Here is a 19,790-nt window from a genome sequence, read left to right on the forward strand (position 1 = left end):
AGCCTCTAAAGCTCAGCGGATTTTAACCATGAGCAATTTAGAGGCCACTCTTTTTTTAAAATGACGATTTCCTTAATAATGCTTGATTTCTTTTGCCAAAGACATTTGATCAATAATTTTTTGACCAGCAGTTGTTTCAAAAAAGGCCAATGTCGTCTTGGGAACATATTCAGCTACTTGTGCAAACTGATGATCGACTAGCAGCTGTCGCACCGTTGAGGCACTAATCATCTCACCTTCAGCTTCAAAGCGGGGCACAATCAACACTTCAACACCAACTTTGGCTAATTCTTTAATCGTATTTTGATTATATAGTTCAGTCACACGACTAGTCGGTTCCGTTCCCATATAGCGCCGCTGAATACCTAATTGCTGAGAAATATTAGCAAAGATTGTCCCATCTAAACTAGCTTGCGCATCAATGACTTGATTCTCTTCCTTTAAAAAATAGCTGGGAAAAATCGCCATACTTATCAGATAACTGCCGGTTTCTTGATAGCTGATATTTTTAAGATGCTGAGTGCCCTCCATCATCAATTTTTTCCGGACAGCATAAGGGACTAAACTTTCATCCTCACTGACCATAAAAAGGTGAAGCCAGTCATTTTCTGCTGCGGCTTTTTCGATTAATTTTTGATGACCCAAGGTAAAGGGGTTAGCGTTCATAACAATTGCCGCCACTGTTTTTTTGTCTGCAGGTGTCTGCACAAGATTCGTCAAATATTCTTTGAAACCATCCCGTCGATTTTCTAAAAAGACAAGGCGATTGTCCACCTTTGCAATTGTATAAAAACCTAAGTCTTCAAAAAAGAGGGCTGTTTCTTTTTTCGTGTAGACAAAAAGATGATCATTGCCTCTTTCAAATTGATATTGAATCAGATGACTAATCAGCTGATTCATAATACCTTCCCCTTGATAATGTTCATCAATTGCAATGCAGCGTAAAGAGTTTTTAAAACAACTGCCGGTGGCCACCAATTTTCGGTTACGGTCGAAAACACCACAGGTATAATCCAAATTTGCGTCTAAGGTAATGCCTTCTTGTTCTAAAAGTCCTTCGACAATCAACATTTCCTGTTTATTTCTTGGTGAAATCTCACCAATCAGATAATCATTCATTTTAAATTTTCCTTCCTTTTTAAACTTACAAACGATTGAAAATCGTTTTATGTATGGTAAAAGACGATTTACATTTTTTTATTGGCAGCAAGTTAAACTAGCTTTTTATTAAAAAAAAAGCTGCGATAAAAGGTCAGACCTCGTTATCGCAGACTTTTCAACCTTACTCAGCTTCAATTGTGACACTTACCGTTTGCACAGGCACATCATAGAAAGGATCTTCTCTGCGGCCTAAGAAGTCTTTGGCTTGTTGTGGGAACAAGGCGTAATCTAAGACATCTTCTTCTGATTTTGCGTACTCTTTGATTTCTTCTCTGAATTCAGGTAATTGGGGCGCAATTAAATCAGCCGGCCGAACGGTCACGACTGCTTCGTCACCGATGATTTTTTCTTTAATGTCTTCTGAAATAGCCACAGGTGGCTGGCCGTATAAGCCCTTCACGTAATCTTTAATTTCAGTCGGAATTAATTTGTAACGCTCACCAGAAATCACGTTCATCAACGCTTGAGTTCCCACCATTTGAGACAATGGGGTTACTAGTGGCGGATAACCTAAATCAGCCCGCACTTTTGGCACTTCAGCTAGTACCTCGTCGTATTTATCCTGTAAGCCTTGTTCTGTTAATTGGCTCAATAAATTGGATAACATGCCACCAGGGACTTGGAAGATTAATGTTTTCGGTTCGACATCTTTCACCTTAGGATTCAAAATGCCTTCGTTGCGGAAACGATCACGAATCGGATTAAAGTATTCGGCAATTTCGGTTAATTTTTCTTGGTTTAAGCCTGTATCAAAGCCTAATCCTTCTAAAGCAATCGAAACAGATTCCGTTGCCGGTTGACTCGTGCCACCTGCAAAAGAAGAAATAGCTGTATCGATAATATCCGCACCCGCTTCAGCGACTTTCAAATAGGTCATTTCAGAAATCCCACTCGTTGCGTGGGTGTGGACTTCTAATGGTAAATCAATACTATCCTTGATGCGGCTCACCAATTCAAAACCAGTTTCAGGCGTAAGCACCCCCGCCATATCTTTAATACAAATTGAATCTGCACCTAAATCAGCCATTTCCTTGGCTAATTTTACAAAATAATCAACTGTATGGAAGTCACTTGTCGTGTAAGAAATCGCTGTTTGGATATGTCCACCAGCTGCTTTCCCCGCTAAGACAGAGGTTTTCAAATTCCGTGTGTCATTTAAGGCATCGAACACACGAATCACATCAATACCATTTTGAATCGATTTAGTTACGAAATCAGTTACCACATCATCAGCATAATTTTTATAGCCTAAAAGGTTTTGTCCTCGTAACAACATTTGTAATTTAGCGTTTTTAACTTCTTTACGAATCGCTCGTAATCTTTCCCACGGGTCTTCATTTAAAAAGCGCAGGCAGGAATCAAACGTTGCCCCTCCCCACATTTCTAAAGAATGGAAGCCGGCTTCGTCCATTGTTTTTAAAATAGGCAGCATATCGGATGTCGGCATTCTAGTGGCGATTAAGCTCTGTTGACCGTCCCGCAAGACGGTTTCCATGAAACGAATTTTTTTAGTCATTTTTGTGCATCCTTCCTTTCTCAATAATTTCTACAATTTTAGCCTGCATGTCTTCAACTGAGTGGGTCCGATTACGTCCGCAGTCTTTGGCTGATTTTTCGCAAATCAGACAATGTCTTTGGGGCAAGCCTAAATCTTCCCGACTGATTGAAGTCAGTTCATCATCAGCTAACCATAACACATCTAAATCGACCAAGCGACCAAGGGGATGATTTTCTTCCAACTGAACCATCCGTCGCTTTAGTTCTTGTGGTGTTAAAGTGGTCAGGGCAAAATATTCTAGTCCGGTTTTCTCGTCTCGATATAAATTGGCAGAAGGCGGTGTATCCGCCAACGCCTCTTCGATTGCTAGCTGCATGTCTTTAAAAATTTCAGCTAATTCATCAGAGCGTTTAACCGGGCCCGGAATATTCATCGTAGCCGATAATAAAGCTGTATCTGCGGCAATTTGAAGAATGTCTAACTGGGTGTTGCGTCGCATTTCTCTTGCATCGAGCATTTCAAAAAGATTCACCTCTGGACCAGCAAAGGTTGAATTAGACATTTCTAACCACGTCAATTAAACTTCCATCACGATATTCAATTAGAGCAACCACTTTGTCGCCATATTGAATCGCTTCAGGTGTGCCAACAATGCTGTAGGCTTTTTCTTTTAATTCTTCAATGGTTAATTGTGGTACATCTAATTTTTTGAAATGCTCAATTAAATCTTGGCGTTCAGGATTGATAGCAATCCCAATCTCTGTTACAACTACATCAACACTTGAACCTGGTGTCACAACAGTGTTGACTTGATCAACAATAGTTGCGATTCGACCACGGATAATTGGTGCAATCACTAAACTCATTTTGCAAGCCATGCTCGTATCAGAGTGTCCGCCTGAAGCTCCCCGGATAACACCGTCAGAACCGGTCATGACATTCACGTTAAAGTTTGTATCAATTTCCAATGCAGAAAGGATTGCCGTATCTAATTGATTGATAACAGAGCCTTTACTTAATGGAGAAGCATACATATTGGCATCAATTTCGTAATGGTTGCTGTTTTTGCCAAGGGAAACTGCTGATGGATGGTCGAAGTCTTGCACGTCGATAATTTTTTCAACTAAGCCTTCTTCTAATAATTCCACCATCGCATTGGTGATGCCGCCCAAAGCAAAGCTAGCAGTAATGCCATCACTAATCATTTTTTCTCTTAAGAAACGTGAAACTGCTAAAGCCGCACCACCTGTACCTGTTTGGAAAGAGAAACCCTCTTTGTAATAAGGTGAATTGGTGATAACTTTTGCTGCATATTCAGCAATCAATAATTCTTTTGGATTTTTAGTAAAGCGTGTTGCACCTTTGGCAATCCCTTGAGGATCCCCGATAGCATCAACTTCCACAACGAAATCAACATCCGTTTGCGGAATACTAATTGGCGTGTTAGGGAAAGGAACTAAAGTGTCGGTAATAATTACCACTTGGTCAGCATATTTAGCATCAATCATCGCGTAGCCTAGTGAGCCACAAGTTGCTTTGCCGACTGTGCCATTAGCATTGCCATAAGGATCAGAACTTGGTGCACCTAAGAATGCAACGTCAATATGGATGTCGCCTGTCGCAATCGCTCTTGCTCGACCGCCATGTGAACGAATCACAACTGGATTCTCCATGATGCCTTGAGAAATTGCCGCTCCAACTTTATCTCTTAAGCCTGAGGAAGTAATATTAGTAATCAAACCACTTTTAATGTGGTCAATAATTGGTTCGTGAACATTGGCGATAGAACTTGGTGCAATTGATAAATTTTTGAAGCCCATTTCTGACAGCTCAGCTAAGACCATGTTCATCACATAATCACCTTCACGGAAATGGTGATGGAAGGAAATCGTCATACCGTCTTTTAAGCCAGTTTTTTCAACAGCTTCACGAATGCTGCTGACTAATTTTGTATCTCTAGGTTTTACCGGCTTAATTTTGCGGCTAGCTTCTTGATAATCTTTAATATTTGCTAATTCGCCTTCAAACACTCCGTATTGGTCAGCATATTCTTGAGGAATATCTTTACCTACTTTATTTAAAACCATGATTAAATATCCTCCTCAGTAATCAATTTAGCTGCTTTAGCTAAGGCAATCACTCGCTCTGCCCGCTCAACAATTGGTTTGTCAATCATTTTACCATTTAGTGAAATAACGCCGGAACCTTTTGCTTCGGCATCACGAATCGCCCAAATCACTTCTTTAGCATTTTGAATTTCTTTTTCAGTTGGCGCATAAATAGCATTTACCAATGGAATTTGACGTGGATTGATGACTGACTTGCCATCAAAACCAAGCTGTTTGATTCGACGAACTTCATTTTCGAAGCCTTCAGTATTATCAACATCTGAGTAAACGGTATCGATTGCGGCAATGCCAGCCGCCCGGGCAGCGTGGATAATCATGCTGCGGGCAAATAGTAATTCTTGACCGTCTGGATAACGAACAGTTTTCATATTAGTCACGTAATCTTCAGCACCTAATGCAATCCCGATTAAGCGCTCTGAAGCTACGGCAATTTCTCGTGCATTTAAAACACCTTCAGCTGATTCAATAGCAGCCATCATTTTGGTAGTGCCCACAGGAATACCATTGTCTTTTTCCACTTGCGTAATCACAGCATCGACATCGACAATATCCTGAGCGGTTTCAGTTTTAGGTAAGCGAACGACGTTAACACCCGCTAAAACCATCGCTTCAACATCTTGAGCACCAACGGTATCTAAGCCGTTAATCCGCACAACGGTTTCAACGCTGCTGTAGTCAAATGTTTTTAAAGCAAAATGTACTAAGGCTCTGGCTGAATCTTTTTCCTTCAAAGATACCGCATCTTCTAAATCAAACATAATAGAATCAGCGCCATATAAAGGAGCATCTCTTAGCATGGCAGCATTAGCGCCTGGTACAAACATCATTGTTCTTCTTAAGCGTTCCATGAGTCAATCTCCTTCCAATCAAAAGCATCTTTCCCTGCTGAGCGATAAACAGCCGTAATTAAACGGGCTTGGATTGTACAATCTAAGGCACCTTTATCGACAGCATCAATTTTTGCTGAAGTGACACCAAGATTATTAAGAGTTGTTTTGATAACTTGACGAATTTGTTGGCCGTATTGTTTTTCAACACTGCTATCTAACGAGATGGCCACTTCATTGGCATCATTTTGTTTGACCGTAATCATAATGTCGCTAGATTCAACTGTGCCGGCTACAGCATTTTTGATAATTTCCACTTCTCTTCACCTCTGTAATTGATGGTTTATTGCAAATCGTGATAGCTTGTTTCCCAACAGCGAAAGTAATTTATGTCATGGCTTGTCCTTTAACGTCATGGTAAGCGGCTTCATCTGGTGTTTCCAGAATAATAGCAGCTTTTAAAACAACCTTCGTTGCTGAATATTTGTCACAATTAAAACTGTGACATAAGTCTATAATAATTGTACTATCCAAGTTTTATTTATATAGAAACTATTAAATAAATCTCAATTTATATTTCAAATCGCTTTTCCAATGGAGAGGCTGTGACATTAGTTAGAACAAAGCCGAACTTTACGAACGACATCTAATGAAAATCACTAGATATTGATAACTTGCGACAAGGACCTACTGGACCGCAGGAGCAAATATAATATAGTTCGGGATTTCATCTGTTAAAAAGACTAATATCACAGGCTCCCTTTTGGAATGAGCGACTAGTATAATTGAAGCGGATAATATCTTTGTAAAAAGATTTATGCCACAATTCTTTTATTTTTTAACTGGAAATAATTTGCTCAAAATCATTGAGGCAAAGTAGATGACTAGAATCACGACGAAGACGCCGCCCCAACCAAAAACTAATAACTGCAACGCTGTTTGTAACGCTTCTGACATGTTGGTTCCTCCTCATTTTTATATCGTGTAATGCGCTTTACCAAGCTCCTTCAACGTTTAGCAGGTTGAGGGATACTTGGATAAGAATTTTGTGATTAACCGCCTAACAAGGCTAAAACTAATCCACCAGCGATAACTGAAGCGATTTGTCCAGACACGTTGGCACCCGCCGCATGCATCAAGATAAAGTTTTGTGGGTCTTCTTCGGTTGCCATTTTTTGAATGACACGACTACTCATTGGAAACGCTGAAATCCCAGCCGCCCCAATCATTGGATTGATTTTTTCTTTGCGGAATAAGTTCAAGACTTTGGCGAAAAGTACCCCACCGATTGAGTCCATCACGAAAGCGACTAACCCTAAGCCAATTACCATTAAGGTATCGACTTGCAGGAATTCGTTGGCTTGCATCCGCACAGAAATTGTCAAACCTAATAGAATGGAGATAATATTTACCAATTCATTTTGGGCCGTTAACGACAGACGGTCTAACACACCACATTCTCTTAGCAAGTTCCCGAACATCAAGAACCCAACTAATGGTAAGGACGCTGGTGCAATTAAGCCAGCCACAATCGAAATGACAATTGGGAAAATAATTTTCGCTGTTTGCGAGACTTCCCCTGCCCGGTAGTTCATGCGAATCCGGCGTTCATGTTTGGTTGTCACCGCTTTGATCGCCACCGGTTGAATAATTGGCACTAACGCCATGTAGGAATAGGCGGCAACCATGATCGCCCCTAGATATTTTGAGTTCAACGTATTGGCTACGAAGATGGAGGTTGGTCCATCCGCCGCCCCGATAATTCCGATTGACGCTGCATCGTTAATATCAAAACCGATTAAAACAGCCACGATAATTGTGAAGAAAATTCCGAATTGGGCCGCAGCACCGAATAATAACAGAAAAGGATTTTGTAACAGCGGGCCGAAATCAATCATTGCGCCAATCCCAATAAACAATAGCAACGGGAATAATTCTGTACTGATACCGAAGTCAAACAGGACTTGGAAAGGCCCTGGCTCGCCACCTGCTGCCAGTACACCAGAGTTCGGGAAGTTCACTAAAATCGTTCCCAACCCCATTGGAACTAATAATGTCGGCTCATATTCTTTTTTAATTCCTAAATACATTAAGACGGCACCGACCACCATCATGACAATCCGGCCGGGCTCTTGCCCCATGCCGATAAACCCTTCAATCAATGTTTCCACAAATTTCACTTCCTCAACTTAATTTCACTTCTACATAACTTCACTTTTATATTTCTATATAAATAGAATTTTTCTCTAACTTATTTAGGCAATGGTAATCAATGGATCGCCAGGATTCACATTGTCACCAGGTGCTGCATGAATACCCATAACAGTGCCTGCATGTTGTGCCACAATTTCGTTTTCCATCTTCATCGCTTCTAAAATCATGACTGGTTGGTTTTCAGCAACTGTATCGCCAACATTTACTAAGACCTTTAAGATAGCGCCAGGCATCGGTGCGGTAATCGCATCGGCACCGGCTGGAGTTGAAGCAACGGGCGTTGGTGCTGGTGTAGCTGCAGCAGGTGTTGCTTCTGGAGCAGGAGCTGCGGGCGCAACGGGTGCAGCAGGCGCAACAGGTGCAACAGGTGCAACAGGTGCGGCTGGTTGTGGCACGCCACCGATTTCTTCCATTTCTACTAAGTATTCTTGGCCATCGATTGAAATTTTAAATTTACGTAACATTGTGTAACCCTCCGTTTTATTTTTTCTTTTGAATGGACGTGACGACAAGCTGACTGTCTTCTGCGGTGCCTGCGGCAAGACTGGCGGCAACTAAAGCGACCGTGCGGGCTTCTGGATTGCGTTTTAAAATCGTTTTAACCACAAATTGACTGTCGCTGTTTTCGCCAGCCGCAATTGCGGTAGCAATCACACTCACCAACTGATATTCTTTGGGACTTGTTGGAATAAAAGCTGGCAAGCTTTCATAACCGTCATCTAATGAGGCAACTTTTTTTTCAGTTGCCGGGACAACTGTTTGAGAGGCTGCCGGTTCTTCCTTCTTAAATAATCGACTAAAAATGCCCAAGGCGATTCTCCTTTCTCCGTATTTCATGCTTCCCTTTTATTATAGAGGCAATCGAAAAACGAAAACACTGAAATCTTAAGATAAATTGTTTTTTCAATGTTTTTAAAATGCTGATTTCTGCTGTTTTTTTAAAAAACATTGATAAATCAACGTTTTCAGGCGTTAAGAATTTATTAATATCTTGTTAAGCATTTAATAAGTACGCTTACATAAATTGTTTTTTTGGTGTCCTTTTTCCCTCCAAGGTCTACCCAAATTTTTGAAAATTGCTTATTCTAGGGTTACAGAAACGACGGACATTTTAATTTATAGGTTTTGTGAAAAATTATTCATAAAATGTTCAGCGTTTTATTTCGGGAAAGTCTTGGTAACGCTTTCTTAGAAGAGAAATACAAAATTAGGAGGGAAATTGATGTTACTAACTATCTTATCTTACGGTATGATCATCGTCTTCATGTTTGTAATCATGAAAAAGAAACTGTCTCCGCTAACTGCGTTGATTATGATTCCTTTACTGTTTACACTCGTGGCTATGATCGCTGGCGTAGCAGCAGACGGAAATATTGGGGACTTCGTGACAGAGGGGATTGCAACAACCGCTAATACCGGGATCATGCTATTATTCGCTATCCTATACTTCTCTATCATGTTGGATGCTGGTTTGTTCGATCCAATTACTAGAAAAATGATTCACTTCGCAAAGGGAGACCCAATGCGCGTACTGATCGCAACTGCAGTTGTTGCAGCGGCGGTATCACTAAATGGTGATGGTACAACGACAACTTTGATTTGTTGTTCAGCTTTTATTCCTATCTATAAAAAATTGGATATGAAAATGATGAACTTAGGTGTTTTGATTATTTTGCAAAACACTATCATGAACTTGCTTCCTTGGGGCGGACCGACTGCTCGGGCAATGTCAGTTTTAGATGTTGGTGGTGAAATTTTATCTTACTTAGCACCTGGTATGGTTCTTTCATTAGCATTTGTTATTTTCTTCGTAGCACCACGGATGGGTCGTCAAGAACGGGCTCGTTTAGGTGTCAAAGAATTATCCGACGCTGAAATTGATGAAATGACTACCGTAACGGATCCAGAAACTTTAGCGATTCGTCGTCCAAATCGTTGGGCCTTTAACGGTATCTTGACAATCATCTTAATTGCTTGGTTGGTTGCTGGCTCATTCTACTCACCAATTGAAGTACCAGCTTTACTCTTATTCGCTGTTGGTACATGTATCGCTTTAATCGTTAATTACCCTGTCTTAAAAGATCAATCAGCACGGATTGGTGCAAACGGCGGTGACGCAGTTCAAGTAGTTATCTTAGTCTTTGCTGCTGGAGTCTTCATGGGATTATTCCAAGGTTCAGGAATGGCCGAAGCATTAGCAAACAGCTTCACACAAATTATTCCTAGACAATTGGCTGGTTTCTGGGGCTTAGTAATTGCCTTGATTTCTGCACCAGGTACTTTCTTCATCAGTAATGATGGTTTCTACTTCGGTGTCTTGCCAGTCTTAGCTGAAGCTGGCCGTCAATACGGCTTTACAAACATGCAAATGGCATTAGCTTCATTAATGGGACAAGCATTCCACTTATTGAGCCCATTAGTTGCCTTTATCTACCTACTATTACGTTTAACTGGTTTGGATATGGGCCAATGGCAAAGAGCCGCTGGTAAATATGCATTAGGTATTTTTGTTATCTTTGTAATTACAATTATCGCATTCGGCCATATGCCACTTTACATTCCACAATAATTTTTTCAAAAGAGACTGTCTGAACAGCTGACTCTGCAAATCAAATCCCTAATGGCAACATCCTGTTGACCAGTCATCATTTCGGGATAAATTTGTTGACAATCCGCTGTAGAACAGTCTCTTTTTTTATTAAAAAGATAACTAATAATCCTTTTTGCTTTTTGCCGCAGATTTGTTTAGAATTGGTTTCAACAAGACAATTTAAATATAGGAAGGAACATGACTGTGAATCCGATTATTGAAGCCGTTCGAAAAAATTTGGATTTTTCTCAAAATAAGACATTGAAAATTTTACTTTACGAGGCTTTCCGCAAAACCATTATTTTAAGTGATATTCCGGCTGGCTCAAGAATCAATGAAAAAGAATTTTCTGAGGTTCTCAATATTTCCCGCACGCCGATTCGTTACGCCATGCAGCGTTTAGTGGAAGAACGTTTGGTCGAACATGTCCCCCGTGTGGGTATTGTCGTCAAAGGTATCAGCATTCAAGATGCTTATGAAATTTATGATATTCGTAAAGCCTTGGATACCTTGGCAACCATCAAGGCGATGGAATTAATGAATGAAGCCGATTTTGAAGAGCTGCGGCTTCTTTTAGAACATAGTAACCAACTCAATGATAAGGATCGGGTCGACGATCTCCTTGTGAGTTTTTCGGATTTCAATGCTTTCATCTATGAAAAAAGCCGCATGCTGCGTTTGAAATCAATTGTGACCAACCTGCAGGCCTATCTCGTTTATTTTCGTGATATCGCCATTCGTTCTTCGGACCGTCGAGATAAAGCTTTGGAGGAACACTGGCTGATTTATCGTGGCATGAAAACTAAAAATCGTGAACAAATTCAAATGATTACCCATGAGCATTTAGATCGCTCACTCAACTTTATTCTAGTGGAAATGGAGCGAAGAAAAATTGGATAATTCCCTTTCAACTGTGGCTGACTTTGCGGAAAAAGCTTTATTCTACGAAGTTTCTTTAACACCAAAACCAGGCTTGGTGGACCGTTTTTCCAACGGGGCCCATCAAGATATGGATTTTTTTACCTTTGTTGATAGCATCATCAGTCTGCGCCCTTTTTTTTCAGATTATCTTGAAGCTGGTTTTCAGCACAAGGGCTCCTTTTCTGAACTCTTTCAAAAATTGCGGCTGATTGGCATTAACGCAGAAAAAGCGATGCTCAAGGCGACTAAGGGCATCAATACTCACAAAGGTGCAAATTTTTCTTTTGCGTTGTTATTGGGTGCCACCGGTTTTTATTTACAAAAAGAAATTGACCTCCCCTTTACTGCAGAAGATACCAATGAAGTGTTGGCAATTGTTGCAGCTATCGCTGAAATAGTGCAAGAGGACTTTACTGATTTAGCTGCTAAAACTGATCTTTCTTACGGGGAGAAGCTTTATTTAGAAAAAGGCTTGATGGGAATTCGTGGTGAAGCGATTGCTGGTTATCCGATTTTAAACAATCAGCTGCTGCCCTTTCTTCGCAGTCAACAAGGTGAAGACACTGAAATTATTTTACTAAGAGCTTTAGTTTTCTTAATGAGTTTTGTTGAAGATGGCAACTTGTTACACCGTGGAGGCTTGACTGCTTGGGAGCAGGTTAAAGGGGAAAATTTAAGCCTCCATCAAGCTAACCTGCCTGCTGAAGACTTGATTTTAAGCCTAAAAAAATACGACCAACAGATGATTGATCGTAATTTAAGCCCTGGCGGCTCCGCCGATTTAATAGCATTAGGTATTTATTTGGCATTTCTAGAAGAGTTCTTTTAGTCTACTGGATTAAACGTATAGCCAATACCCCAGACAGTCCTCAAGAACTTGGCTTCTTTAGGATTGTCTTCTATTTTGTTGCGAAGATGATTGATAAACACCATAATTGTATTAGCATCATAATTGCCATCTTCCCAGACATTGTGATAAATCTGTTCTTTGGAAAAAACCTGATCCGGATTTTCCATAAAAAATTGCATCAGCTTAATCTCTTTTGAAGACATTTTTATCGGCTCGGCCCCTTTGAACAGCTCATAACGGGCTTTGTCAAACCGGAAAGGCCCTTGAATGATTTCATTGGTCACCCTTTGTTCTTGATTTTTAATAATTTTTCGCCGCTCCAATGTCGCCAGCACCTGGGCTTTTAAAATATTGGGCAAAAAGGGTTTGGTTAAATAAAAATCAGCACCGTTTTCTAAGGCGGTCACAATGTCTTCTTCGTTGGTCTTGCCGCTTAAAAAGACAATCGGCACAAATGGATCTGCCTCGCGAATTACTTGAGCGAGATGATAGCCGTCATTTTCATGTTCCAAGCCGACGTCTAAGATAAATAAGTCAAACTTAATTCGTGAGACGATGTCAATCGTCGCCTCTACTGAATCACTTTGATAGACTAAAATACCAGTAGATTGCAGCGATTTCCAGATTAGTCTGCGGATTGCTGGGTCATCGTCAACAATAAGTATTTTTTCGTTACGCATGTTTTTCCCCCTGTACTATTTAGATGTTCATTTGAAAGGACAAACTATGAGAAAACCATCAAACAAGTGGATTTACGTTGGCTTTATCAGCGTTTTAATCATTACGGCCGTTGGCTTAGCCCTGTCGATATTCACCTATTCATCGGTCCAGCGCCATAGCATGAAGCTTGCCGAAGAGCATCTAACTACTATAAACAATGATGCCATTAAAATTTTAACATTGCAAATAGAAAATTACCGAGAGGACCTGGAAAATCTATCCCGCAGTGATGAACTGACAGCCTCTTTTGATAATTTGACAGCGGATTTACTCAGTCAAGAGCTCTCCCATGCCGTCACTAGCATGGCTACCCTCAGCTTAGTCACAGATAGCGGCCTTTTGATTAAAGGCTGGCAGACAAAAGGCCAGCAGTTGGAAGCTCTAGAAACTTTTCCCCGTTACGTGATGACTGACCCTGATTATCCGACTGGTGTTAAAACCAGTGGGCAGGAAAACGGTCAAGTTTTTTATGATTACACTAGCTCTTATTTGAATTTTTATCAAAAAGTTACGGATAGCAATCAAAATCAGGCAATTTTAATTTTAACAATTGATTTAGAAAAATTTTATCAAGAAAACTTTGACCCACTACAAAATGATTTTCAAGGCTATACGATGATTAAAGACCAAGATATGAAGGTCGTCATGCATCCTTCCACTGAACAAGTCGGGTTGACGATTGTCGAAGATCGTCAGCGGGAATTTCCTGATTTGGACTACACAGATTTACGCCGTCTTGAAGAAGAACAGCTGGCTAATCAAAAGGGCACCCTCAGTTATTATTCTTACTGGTGGACGGAGGAAAATCCGACCCGCGTGTTAAAAATCGGCGCCTATCAATGGATTACGATTGGCGCTACCCGTCTGGTGGTTGCAAGCAACTCCGATTTTAATGAGTGGAACGGTCTAGTGATTGAGGGTAGTATGATGAGTCTGGGTTTATTGATTATTCTCTTTGTCGTGTTAGTTTTATTGGGTTTTATCTACATTAATAACACCCGCAAAAATCGCAATTATCAAGAAAATCTACGCTTAAAGGAACGCCAGCGCTCTCTAGAAGAAAAACATGCGATGGAAAAAACCATTTTCCAAGAATCAAAATTGGAAACAATTGGCCTGTTGACCACGACAATTGTCCATGACATGAATAATTTTTTGACTCCGATGATTGGCAATCTGCAACTTTTAATTGAAGAACACCAGGAAGATGAATTATTGGTGGATGATTTAAAAGAAGTCTATCATGCAGCTGAAAAAGGTCAGCAGCTTTCCAGCAATGTGTTGCGTTTTTCGCGGGTTAGCCACGGTCAGAAAAAAAATCAACAGCTAAAGGAAGTTGTGAAAGAAGCTTTGGACACCCTCAAGCTGCTGATTCCCAAAACAGTTAGCTTCACCTATGAGCTGGACACAGACCAAAGTGCTTATTTTGAAAAAGATGATATCCAAGTGATTTTATACAATCTGATTACCAATGCTTATCAGGCGATTGATGGGACCGGAACAATCAGCGTAAAACTCAGTCACGCCGACGCTGCCCAAAATGCAGCCTACCAAGAGACCGGACATGTCTTTGAGAAAAAAAGTTTTGCCCTGTTGGAAATAAGCGATGACGGTCCTGGTATTCCAAAAGACATTGAAGAACATATCTTCACACCTTTTTTTACTACGAAATCTGCTGATGGCGGTACGGGCCTTGGACTGTTTACAGTCTCTTCAATCGTGAAAAAAAATGACTGGTTTTTAAAAGTTGAAAGCAGTCCAGCGGGCACCACATTTATCTTAGCAATCCCTTTTTAAAGGGCATAAACAAACAGCAGCAGACTAAGATTTGCTGCTGTTACTCAGGAGGACAATATGAATCAATTTGGAGCGCTCTTTCGCAAATTTCGCCTGCAAAAAGGCTATCAGTTAAATCAGACTGCCGCAGATATTGTCAGTCCGCAGTTTTTAAGACGCTTTGAAAAGGATCAAAATGATATCACGATTACCAAATTCTTTGCCCTTTTACAGCGAATCAATGTTTCAGTGAAAGAATTTATGTTTGAGTACAACGAAGCTGTCCAGTTAGTTTCGGTTCGCCGCTTAGAGGAAATTATCGATGAAATTATTATAAAAAAAGATGAAGAAAGCTGGCGGAATTGGTTGGTACAAACTCAAAGTGCTGCTGGCATTTTAGGTGATGCCCGAAAAGAAGCCAATTACTTTATTGCCTTAATTTTGATGGATTATGGCAATCGTCTATTTCATAAAAATTTCGACTTCGATATGACACCCCTTTGGCAATATTTGGAAAGTGTCGAAACTTGGGGAGAATTTGAGTTTCTCTTGGCAACCTACAGCTGTCACTCCATGTCAAAAGAAGTTCGCTCCTTTTTGTGGCAGCAGTCGGCGAAGAAAAAAATCAAAGCTTTGACAACTCGTCGCTATAGCCAAGATTTTTATCTGCATATTTGTCTCCATGCCCTTTTAGATCAAGAGGTTCAGCAGGCTAAAGAAATCATTACTACCTACGAAAGTTTCCAGCAGCCAGAAAAAATTATGCAAAATCTCAGTCATGCGACAATGAATCGGATTATTAACGGCTTAGTTATGGCCCTTGAAAATAAGGTTGAAGGGGAAGAAATCTGCCGTGAGATGGTTTATTTTTTTAGGCATCAGCTGGGCTATGAACAATATGCCCAAGGGACAGAAAGGTATATAAACCTAATTTTGGAAACTAGTCGCCAATAAGTTTTTGTCAAAATCAGGTTTCGAGAGCTATTTTTCTCCACACAAAAAAAGATGCCGATTCAGCAAGTGAACAACTGAATTGGCATCTTTTTTATTGCTGTCTAAAATTGTGCTTTAATAAATCTAATGACTTTTATTTTAAGTACAGTGGTAGAAATTTTTTCAATATTTAACCGCTGAAAAAGACTTAATTTTCCAGCATAGCCCAGATTTTTTCTGCAACTTCTTCATTTACATACACTGAAATGCTACCGTCATTTACCGGGAATGTGCCTTTGCCGTTATCATCTAACTGGATTTTAGCCTGATTATTTTTCAAAAGGTCTACGAAAACTTTTTCTCCATGGGTGGCACTGACCGTCATTTCTAATTCGCCGCCGGTGTGATTCGTTAGCACCACCGCCAAACCGGAATTTTCGTGCTCATAATCACCTGTTCTCACCCAGCCGACGACATCTGGACCGTTGAAATAATCGACTTGACTGCCGTGGGCCAACTGCTCTCTAATTTTCAAGAGCGCTGTTAAATCTTCGCCGACTGGATCGACATTTTGTGAAGGAATTCCATATAAATCCCCCCAAAAAACAACTGGCGTGCCGGCCTCCCGTAATAATATTAACGCATAGGCTTGAGCTTTAAACCAGCCTTCGACCCACGACTCAAGACTTTGACCTTTTTGGGTATCGTGGTTATCGACAAACGTAACCGCCCAATCGCCTCTTTCTTCTGCCAACGTGCCTTTAAAAATATCCCGCATATCATAAGCTCCCATTGAATTAGAAGCCTGCTGTAAATTAAAATGCAGCGGCACATCAAAGAGATTGATTAAATTTCCTGAAGAGTCAATGTAATCGACTAATTTATCTAACTCATCACTCCAATATTCACCAACGACAAACATATCCGCCTGCTTTTCCTCTTGGCGGTGTAAAAGCCAATCGACAAAATAATCAAATTGAATATGTTTAACAGCATCCAAGCGAAAGCCATCGACATCAGTTGTTTCTTGATACCATTTGCCCCACTTATCTAGCTGTTCTACAGTCTCTTGATTTTCCATGTCTAAATTACAGCCCATCAAATAATCGTAATTTCCGTTTTCATCATCGACTTCAGGATCCCAGCCTTTATCAGCAAAATTAAAAATGGCATGGTCATGGCGTCTGGCATCATAATCAACACCGGAAAAATTTGGCCATGTCCAAACGTAATCGTTGTAAGTACCACCTCGTCCAGGAAAGGTGAATTTTGTCCAAGCAGAAATTTCTTGTTCGTCACTGATGGGTTGATTGCGGTTATCTCCGCTGTATTTGACAGCAGACACCGTTTCTTCTTCGTCGGCTCCCATAAAATGATCGACAACAATATCAGCATAGACTTCAATTTCTTGGGCGTGTAAGTCTCTAATCGCCTGTAGATATTCTTCTTTTGTTCCGTATTTTGTCGCCACTGTATCTTTTTGGTCGAACTCCCCTAAGTCGTAAAGGTCGTAGGTGCCATAGCCGACATCATTGACTCCCTGCGCTGCTTTATAAGCTGGCGGCAGCCAAACACCTGAGAATCCGAATCTTTTTAGTTCCTCAGCTTTTTGACTGATAGTTTTCCAATGGGTACTATCAGCCGGTAAATACCATTCAAAACCTTGTAAAATTGTTGGATTTGTCATAAGCTTGCTCCTTTTTATTTCCGTTTTTTAAAGTATGAAAGAATTACTATGAAAATTTTCGATATATTTATTCTACTCTTTACCTTAGGAAAACTCTGATTTTAAAGTTTTTGAAACTCCTCTTTTAATAAACGATATTGCAAACGATCTTTAAAAGCTCCTTGATGCCATTGAAACTTTTTAAAGTCCCCTTCTTTTATTAGTCCGCATTTTTGCATGACTTTTTCAGAGGCAATATTCTCCTTTAAACACCCGCAAAAAATTCGATAGACATCGTCTTCAAAAAAAGCAAACCGTAAAACTTCCTTGAAGGCCTCCGTCATATAGCCAAAGCCTTCAAACTCTTTTTGTAAAAAATAACCGACCTCAACGTGTTTTCCCAACGGCGAATCTGCTAACAGACTGTAGCCGATTTCACCGACTCGTTCTTTAGCATGGGTAAAGATACCAAAGAAGTAATTTTTTCGTGGTTCTTTTTTACTCTCTTCGATGGCCTGCTGCAAATTTGCTTCTGATGCAGCGAAAGAAAATGTTTGTAGTTCCGGCAAATAATACATCACTTGCGGATTGCTGAATAATTGATGATGGGAAGCTAAATCCTCTGGCCGATGGTCTCTAATGATTAACCTTTCTGTCTGCAACTCAATCATTTTTGTAACCTCCTTGAGACTGCTTTCATATATTTTAAAACAAGTTGTCTAAATAGTAAAAAATTTTCAATAAAAAGAAGTGAATGTTTTTGATTGTTTATGACGGTTTTTGATTGAACTGTTAAAAAGATTGTGTTACACTACATGTTGAAGAGAGGGATGAAAATGCTTACAGATGAACGTCGACAAAAAATTCTCGAAGCATTAGACCGTCAACAGCTAATCAAATCACAGGACTTAATGGATCAGCTAAGCGCCTCTGAATCAACTATTCGCCGAGATTTACAAGAATTAGAAGACGCTGGCTTATTAACCAGAATTCACGGCGGCGCAAAAATAATTGAACCCTTAGGCTTAGAACCAAATCTGAATGAAAAAACATTCAAGAACCTTCACGAAAAACAAGCAATCGTTCAAATGGCGCTTACAGAAATCCGTGAAGACGACATCATTTACTTGGATGCTGGCTCCACCACATTAGAATTTATTCCCTTTTTAAAAGATAAACGAATTGTGGTGGTGACAAATTCAGTCCGGCATGCAAATGAGCTTGTGGATTTAAACATTGAAACGATTATTCTCGGTGGCAGTATTAAACTGACCACCAATGCGGTTTTGGGAAATTTTGCGATTGCTCAACTGCAGCAAATGCGTTTCAACTGTGCTTTTATGGGGATGAATGGCATTCATGAAACATTTGGGTTGACTACACCTGATCCAGAAGAAGGCGCTCTAAAACAGATGGCGATGGCTCAAGCAGAAAAAGTCTTCGTACTGGCAGACGATTCCAAATTTAATAAAACGTCCTTCTTTAAAGTGGCGGACGTCAGCAGTGCCACTATTATAACCAACTACTGCCCTGCTGAATATTTACCAGCTTTAAAAAAGCAGACTACCATCAAGGAGGCAATAAAATGATTTATACGGTAACGCTAAATCCTTCCATTGATTACATTGTTCATGTGGATCAATTGAAATTGGGGGATTTAAATCGGATTTCTCAAGATTTTAAACTTCCCGGCGGCAAAGGAATTAATGTCTCAAGAATTTTGAAACGGATTGACAGTCACTCCACTGCACTTGGCTTTCTCGGTGGCTTCACTGGCGGTTTTATCAATGACTGGCTTAAAGAAGAAGGCATCACCAGTCATTTTACAAAGATTGCCGATGACACCCGGATTAATATTAAACTGAAATCTGATTCTGAAACTGAAATTAACGGAGCTGGACCGGCTTTAACTAATGAAGAAATTCAAGAATTGAAACAAGCCTTGAGTCAAGTTGAAAAAAATGATGTCGTGGTCCTTTCCGGCAGTGCACCGGCCAGCCTGCGCAAAGGCTTTTATCAAGAGTTGATTCAAATTGTCAATGATAAAGAAGCTGAATTTGTGATTGATACGACTGGAGAAGATTTATTGGATGCCTTAGCTCATCAACCTTTGTTGGTGAAGCCAAATAATCATGAGCTTGCTGAACTTTATCATACTAGTTTTGATTCTGTCGCCGCAATTTTACCTTACGGAAAAAAATTGCTAACAGCCGGAGCCAAAAATGTGATTATTTCAATGGCTGGCGATGGCGCCTTGCTCTTTAGTGGCGATAAGGTCTATCAATCAAATGTCTTAAAACGGCCATTAAAAAACTCTGTTGGTGCTGGCGACTCGATGATTGCCGGATTTGTTGGAACCTTTGCCAAAACGCAAGATGCTGTAGAAGCCTTCCGTTGGGGCGTGGCTTGTGGCAGTGCCACCGCCTTCTCTGACGACTTGGCTTCTCAAGAATTTATTGAATTGTTGCTACCGGAAGTAAAAATTACAGAAGTGGAAAAATAGGG

At 40.3% G+C, this 19,790-nt stretch carries 20 protein-coding genes; 7 read left to right on the plus strand and 13 right to left on the minus strand.

Going from position 1 to position 19,790, the window contains the following annotated elements:
- Positions 1-72: 72 nt before the first annotated feature.
- The 10 genes from citC to ACYSNU_RS08470 all read right to left on the minus strand — a co-directional run bounded on the left by citC (position 73) and on the right by ACYSNU_RS08470 (position 8,666).
- Positions 73-1,119: a [citrate (pro-3S)-lyase] ligase gene (gene citC, locus ACYSNU_RS08425; protein WP_461736733.1), complete on the minus strand. Its 1,047-nt coding sequence runs from the start codon at positions 1,117-1,119 to the stop codon at positions 73-75.
- Positions 1,120-1,282: 163 nt separating this feature from the next.
- Positions 1,283-2,677, minus strand: a complete 1,395-nt coding sequence (locus ACYSNU_RS08430) for an oxaloacetate decarboxylase subunit alpha (protein WP_461736734.1) — start codon at positions 2,675-2,677, stop codon at positions 1,283-1,285.
- Positions 2,670-3,221: a citrate lyase holo-[acyl-carrier protein] synthase gene (citX, locus tag ACYSNU_RS08435; protein WP_461736920.1), complete on the minus strand. Its 552-nt coding sequence runs from the start codon at positions 3,219-3,221 to the stop codon at positions 2,670-2,672. The genes ACYSNU_RS08430 and citX overlap by 8 nt, the downstream gene beginning before the upstream one ends.
- Positions 3,214-4,746, minus strand: a complete 1,533-nt coding sequence (gene citF / locus ACYSNU_RS08440; RefSeq protein WP_461736736.1) for a citrate lyase subunit alpha — start codon at positions 4,744-4,746, stop codon at positions 3,214-3,216. Before citF ends, citX begins: the two co-directional genes overlap by 8 nt.
- A 2-nt stretch (positions 4,747-4,748) precedes the next feature.
- Positions 4,749-5,636, minus strand: a complete 888-nt coding sequence (citE, locus tag ACYSNU_RS08445; RefSeq protein ID WP_461736737.1) for a citrate (pro-3S)-lyase subunit beta — start codon at positions 5,634-5,636, stop codon at positions 4,749-4,751.
- Positions 5,624-5,932, minus strand: coding sequence for a citrate lyase acyl carrier protein (gene citD / locus ACYSNU_RS08450; protein WP_265457755.1), 309 nt, complete (start codon positions 5,930-5,932; stop codon positions 5,624-5,626). The genes citE and citD overlap by 13 nt, the downstream gene beginning before the upstream one ends.
- Positions 5,933-6,446: 514 nt before the next feature.
- Complete coding sequence (locus ACYSNU_RS08455) at positions 6,447-6,572, minus strand: OadG-related small transporter subunit (RefSeq protein WP_265456672.1); 126 nt, start codon at positions 6,570-6,572, stop codon at positions 6,447-6,449.
- Between the two features lie 95 nt (positions 6,573-6,667).
- Positions 6,668-7,786 carry a sodium ion-translocating decarboxylase subunit beta gene (locus tag ACYSNU_RS08460; RefSeq protein ID WP_461736740.1) on the minus strand — a complete coding sequence of 373 codons (1,119 nt, stop codon included), beginning with the start codon at positions 7,784-7,786 and terminating at the stop codon, positions 6,668-6,670.
- Between the two features lie 84 nt (positions 7,787-7,870).
- The gene (locus ACYSNU_RS08465) at positions 7,871-8,293 is read right to left on the minus strand and encodes an acetyl-CoA carboxylase biotin carboxyl carrier protein subunit (protein WP_461736742.1); all 423 of its coding nucleotides are present in this window, start codon (positions 8,291-8,293) and stop codon (positions 7,871-7,873) included.
- Between the two features lie 16 nt (positions 8,294-8,309).
- Positions 8,310-8,666: a hypothetical protein gene (locus ACYSNU_RS08470; protein ID WP_461736743.1), complete on the minus strand. Its 357-nt coding sequence runs from the start codon at positions 8,664-8,666 to the stop codon at positions 8,310-8,312.
- Between the two features lie 385 nt (positions 8,667-9,051).
- On the opposite strand from ACYSNU_RS08470, the gene ACYSNU_RS08475 reads away from it, so the two are divergent.
- The 3 genes from ACYSNU_RS08475 (at position 9,052) to citG (ending at position 12,169) form a co-directional block, all read left to right on the plus strand.
- Positions 9,052-10,398, plus strand: coding sequence for a CitMHS family transporter (locus tag ACYSNU_RS08475; protein ID WP_461736744.1), 1,347 nt, complete (start codon positions 9,052-9,054; stop codon positions 10,396-10,398).
- 225 nt (positions 10,399-10,623) lie between these two features.
- Positions 10,624-11,319: a GntR family transcriptional regulator gene (locus ACYSNU_RS08480; RefSeq protein ID WP_461736921.1), complete on the plus strand. Its 696-nt coding sequence runs from the start codon at positions 10,624-10,626 to the stop codon at positions 11,317-11,319.
- Positions 11,312-12,169, plus strand: coding sequence for a triphosphoribosyl-dephospho-CoA synthase CitG (citG, locus tag ACYSNU_RS08485; protein WP_461736746.1), 858 nt, complete (start codon positions 11,312-11,314; stop codon positions 12,167-12,169). Before ACYSNU_RS08480 ends, citG begins: the two co-directional genes overlap by 8 nt.
- On the opposite strand, the gene ACYSNU_RS08490 is transcribed toward citG, so the two are convergent.
- Positions 12,166-12,870, minus strand: coding sequence for a response regulator transcription factor (locus ACYSNU_RS08490; RefSeq protein WP_461736747.1), 705 nt, complete (start codon positions 12,868-12,870; stop codon positions 12,166-12,168). The genes citG and ACYSNU_RS08490 overlap by 4 nt on opposite strands.
- 46 nt (positions 12,871-12,916) lie before the next feature.
- Here ACYSNU_RS08490 and ACYSNU_RS08495 point away from each other — a divergent pair, with 46 nt between their 5' ends.
- Both ACYSNU_RS08495 and ACYSNU_RS08500 read left to right on the plus strand, forming a co-directional pair.
- A complete protein-coding gene (locus tag ACYSNU_RS08495; protein WP_461736748.1) occupies positions 12,917-14,707 on the plus strand; it encodes a sensor histidine kinase in 1,791 nt (596 codons plus the stop codon).
- A gap of 57 nt (positions 14,708-14,764) precedes the next feature.
- Positions 14,765-15,640: a helix-turn-helix domain-containing protein gene (locus tag ACYSNU_RS08500; protein ID WP_461736749.1), complete on the plus strand. Its 876-nt coding sequence runs from the start codon at positions 14,765-14,767 to the stop codon at positions 15,638-15,640.
- A 187-nt stretch (positions 15,641-15,827) separates the two neighbouring features.
- Here the strand turns inward: ACYSNU_RS08500 and ACYSNU_RS08505 are convergent, their stop codons facing one another.
- Both ACYSNU_RS08505 and ACYSNU_RS08510 read right to left on the minus strand, forming a co-directional pair.
- Complete coding sequence (locus ACYSNU_RS08505) at positions 15,828-17,306, minus strand: alpha-amylase (RefSeq protein ID WP_461736750.1); 1,479 nt, start codon at positions 17,304-17,306, stop codon at positions 15,828-15,830.
- 101 nt (positions 17,307-17,407) lie between these two features.
- Entirely contained in the window at positions 17,408-17,956 is a 549-nt protein-coding gene (locus ACYSNU_RS08510) for a GNAT family N-acetyltransferase (protein ID WP_461736751.1), read from the minus strand.
- A gap of 165 nt (positions 17,957-18,121) precedes the next feature.
- On the opposite strand from ACYSNU_RS08510, the gene ACYSNU_RS08515 reads away from it, so the two are divergent.
- Positions 18,122-18,874 (plus strand): DeoR/GlpR family DNA-binding transcription regulator, encoded by a 753-nt coding sequence (locus ACYSNU_RS08515; protein WP_461736752.1) that lies wholly within the window; start codon positions 18,122-18,124, stop codon positions 18,872-18,874.
- The gene (pfkB, locus tag ACYSNU_RS08520) at positions 18,871-19,788 is read left to right on the plus strand and encodes a 1-phosphofructokinase (protein ID WP_461736753.1); all 918 of its coding nucleotides are present in this window, start codon (positions 18,871-18,873) and stop codon (positions 19,786-19,788) included. The genes ACYSNU_RS08515 and pfkB overlap by 4 nt, the downstream gene beginning before the upstream one ends.
- The last annotated feature ends 2 nt before the right edge of the window (positions 19,789-19,790 follow it).

The sequence above is a fragment of the Enterococcus sp. LJL120 genome (assembly GCF_054871765.1).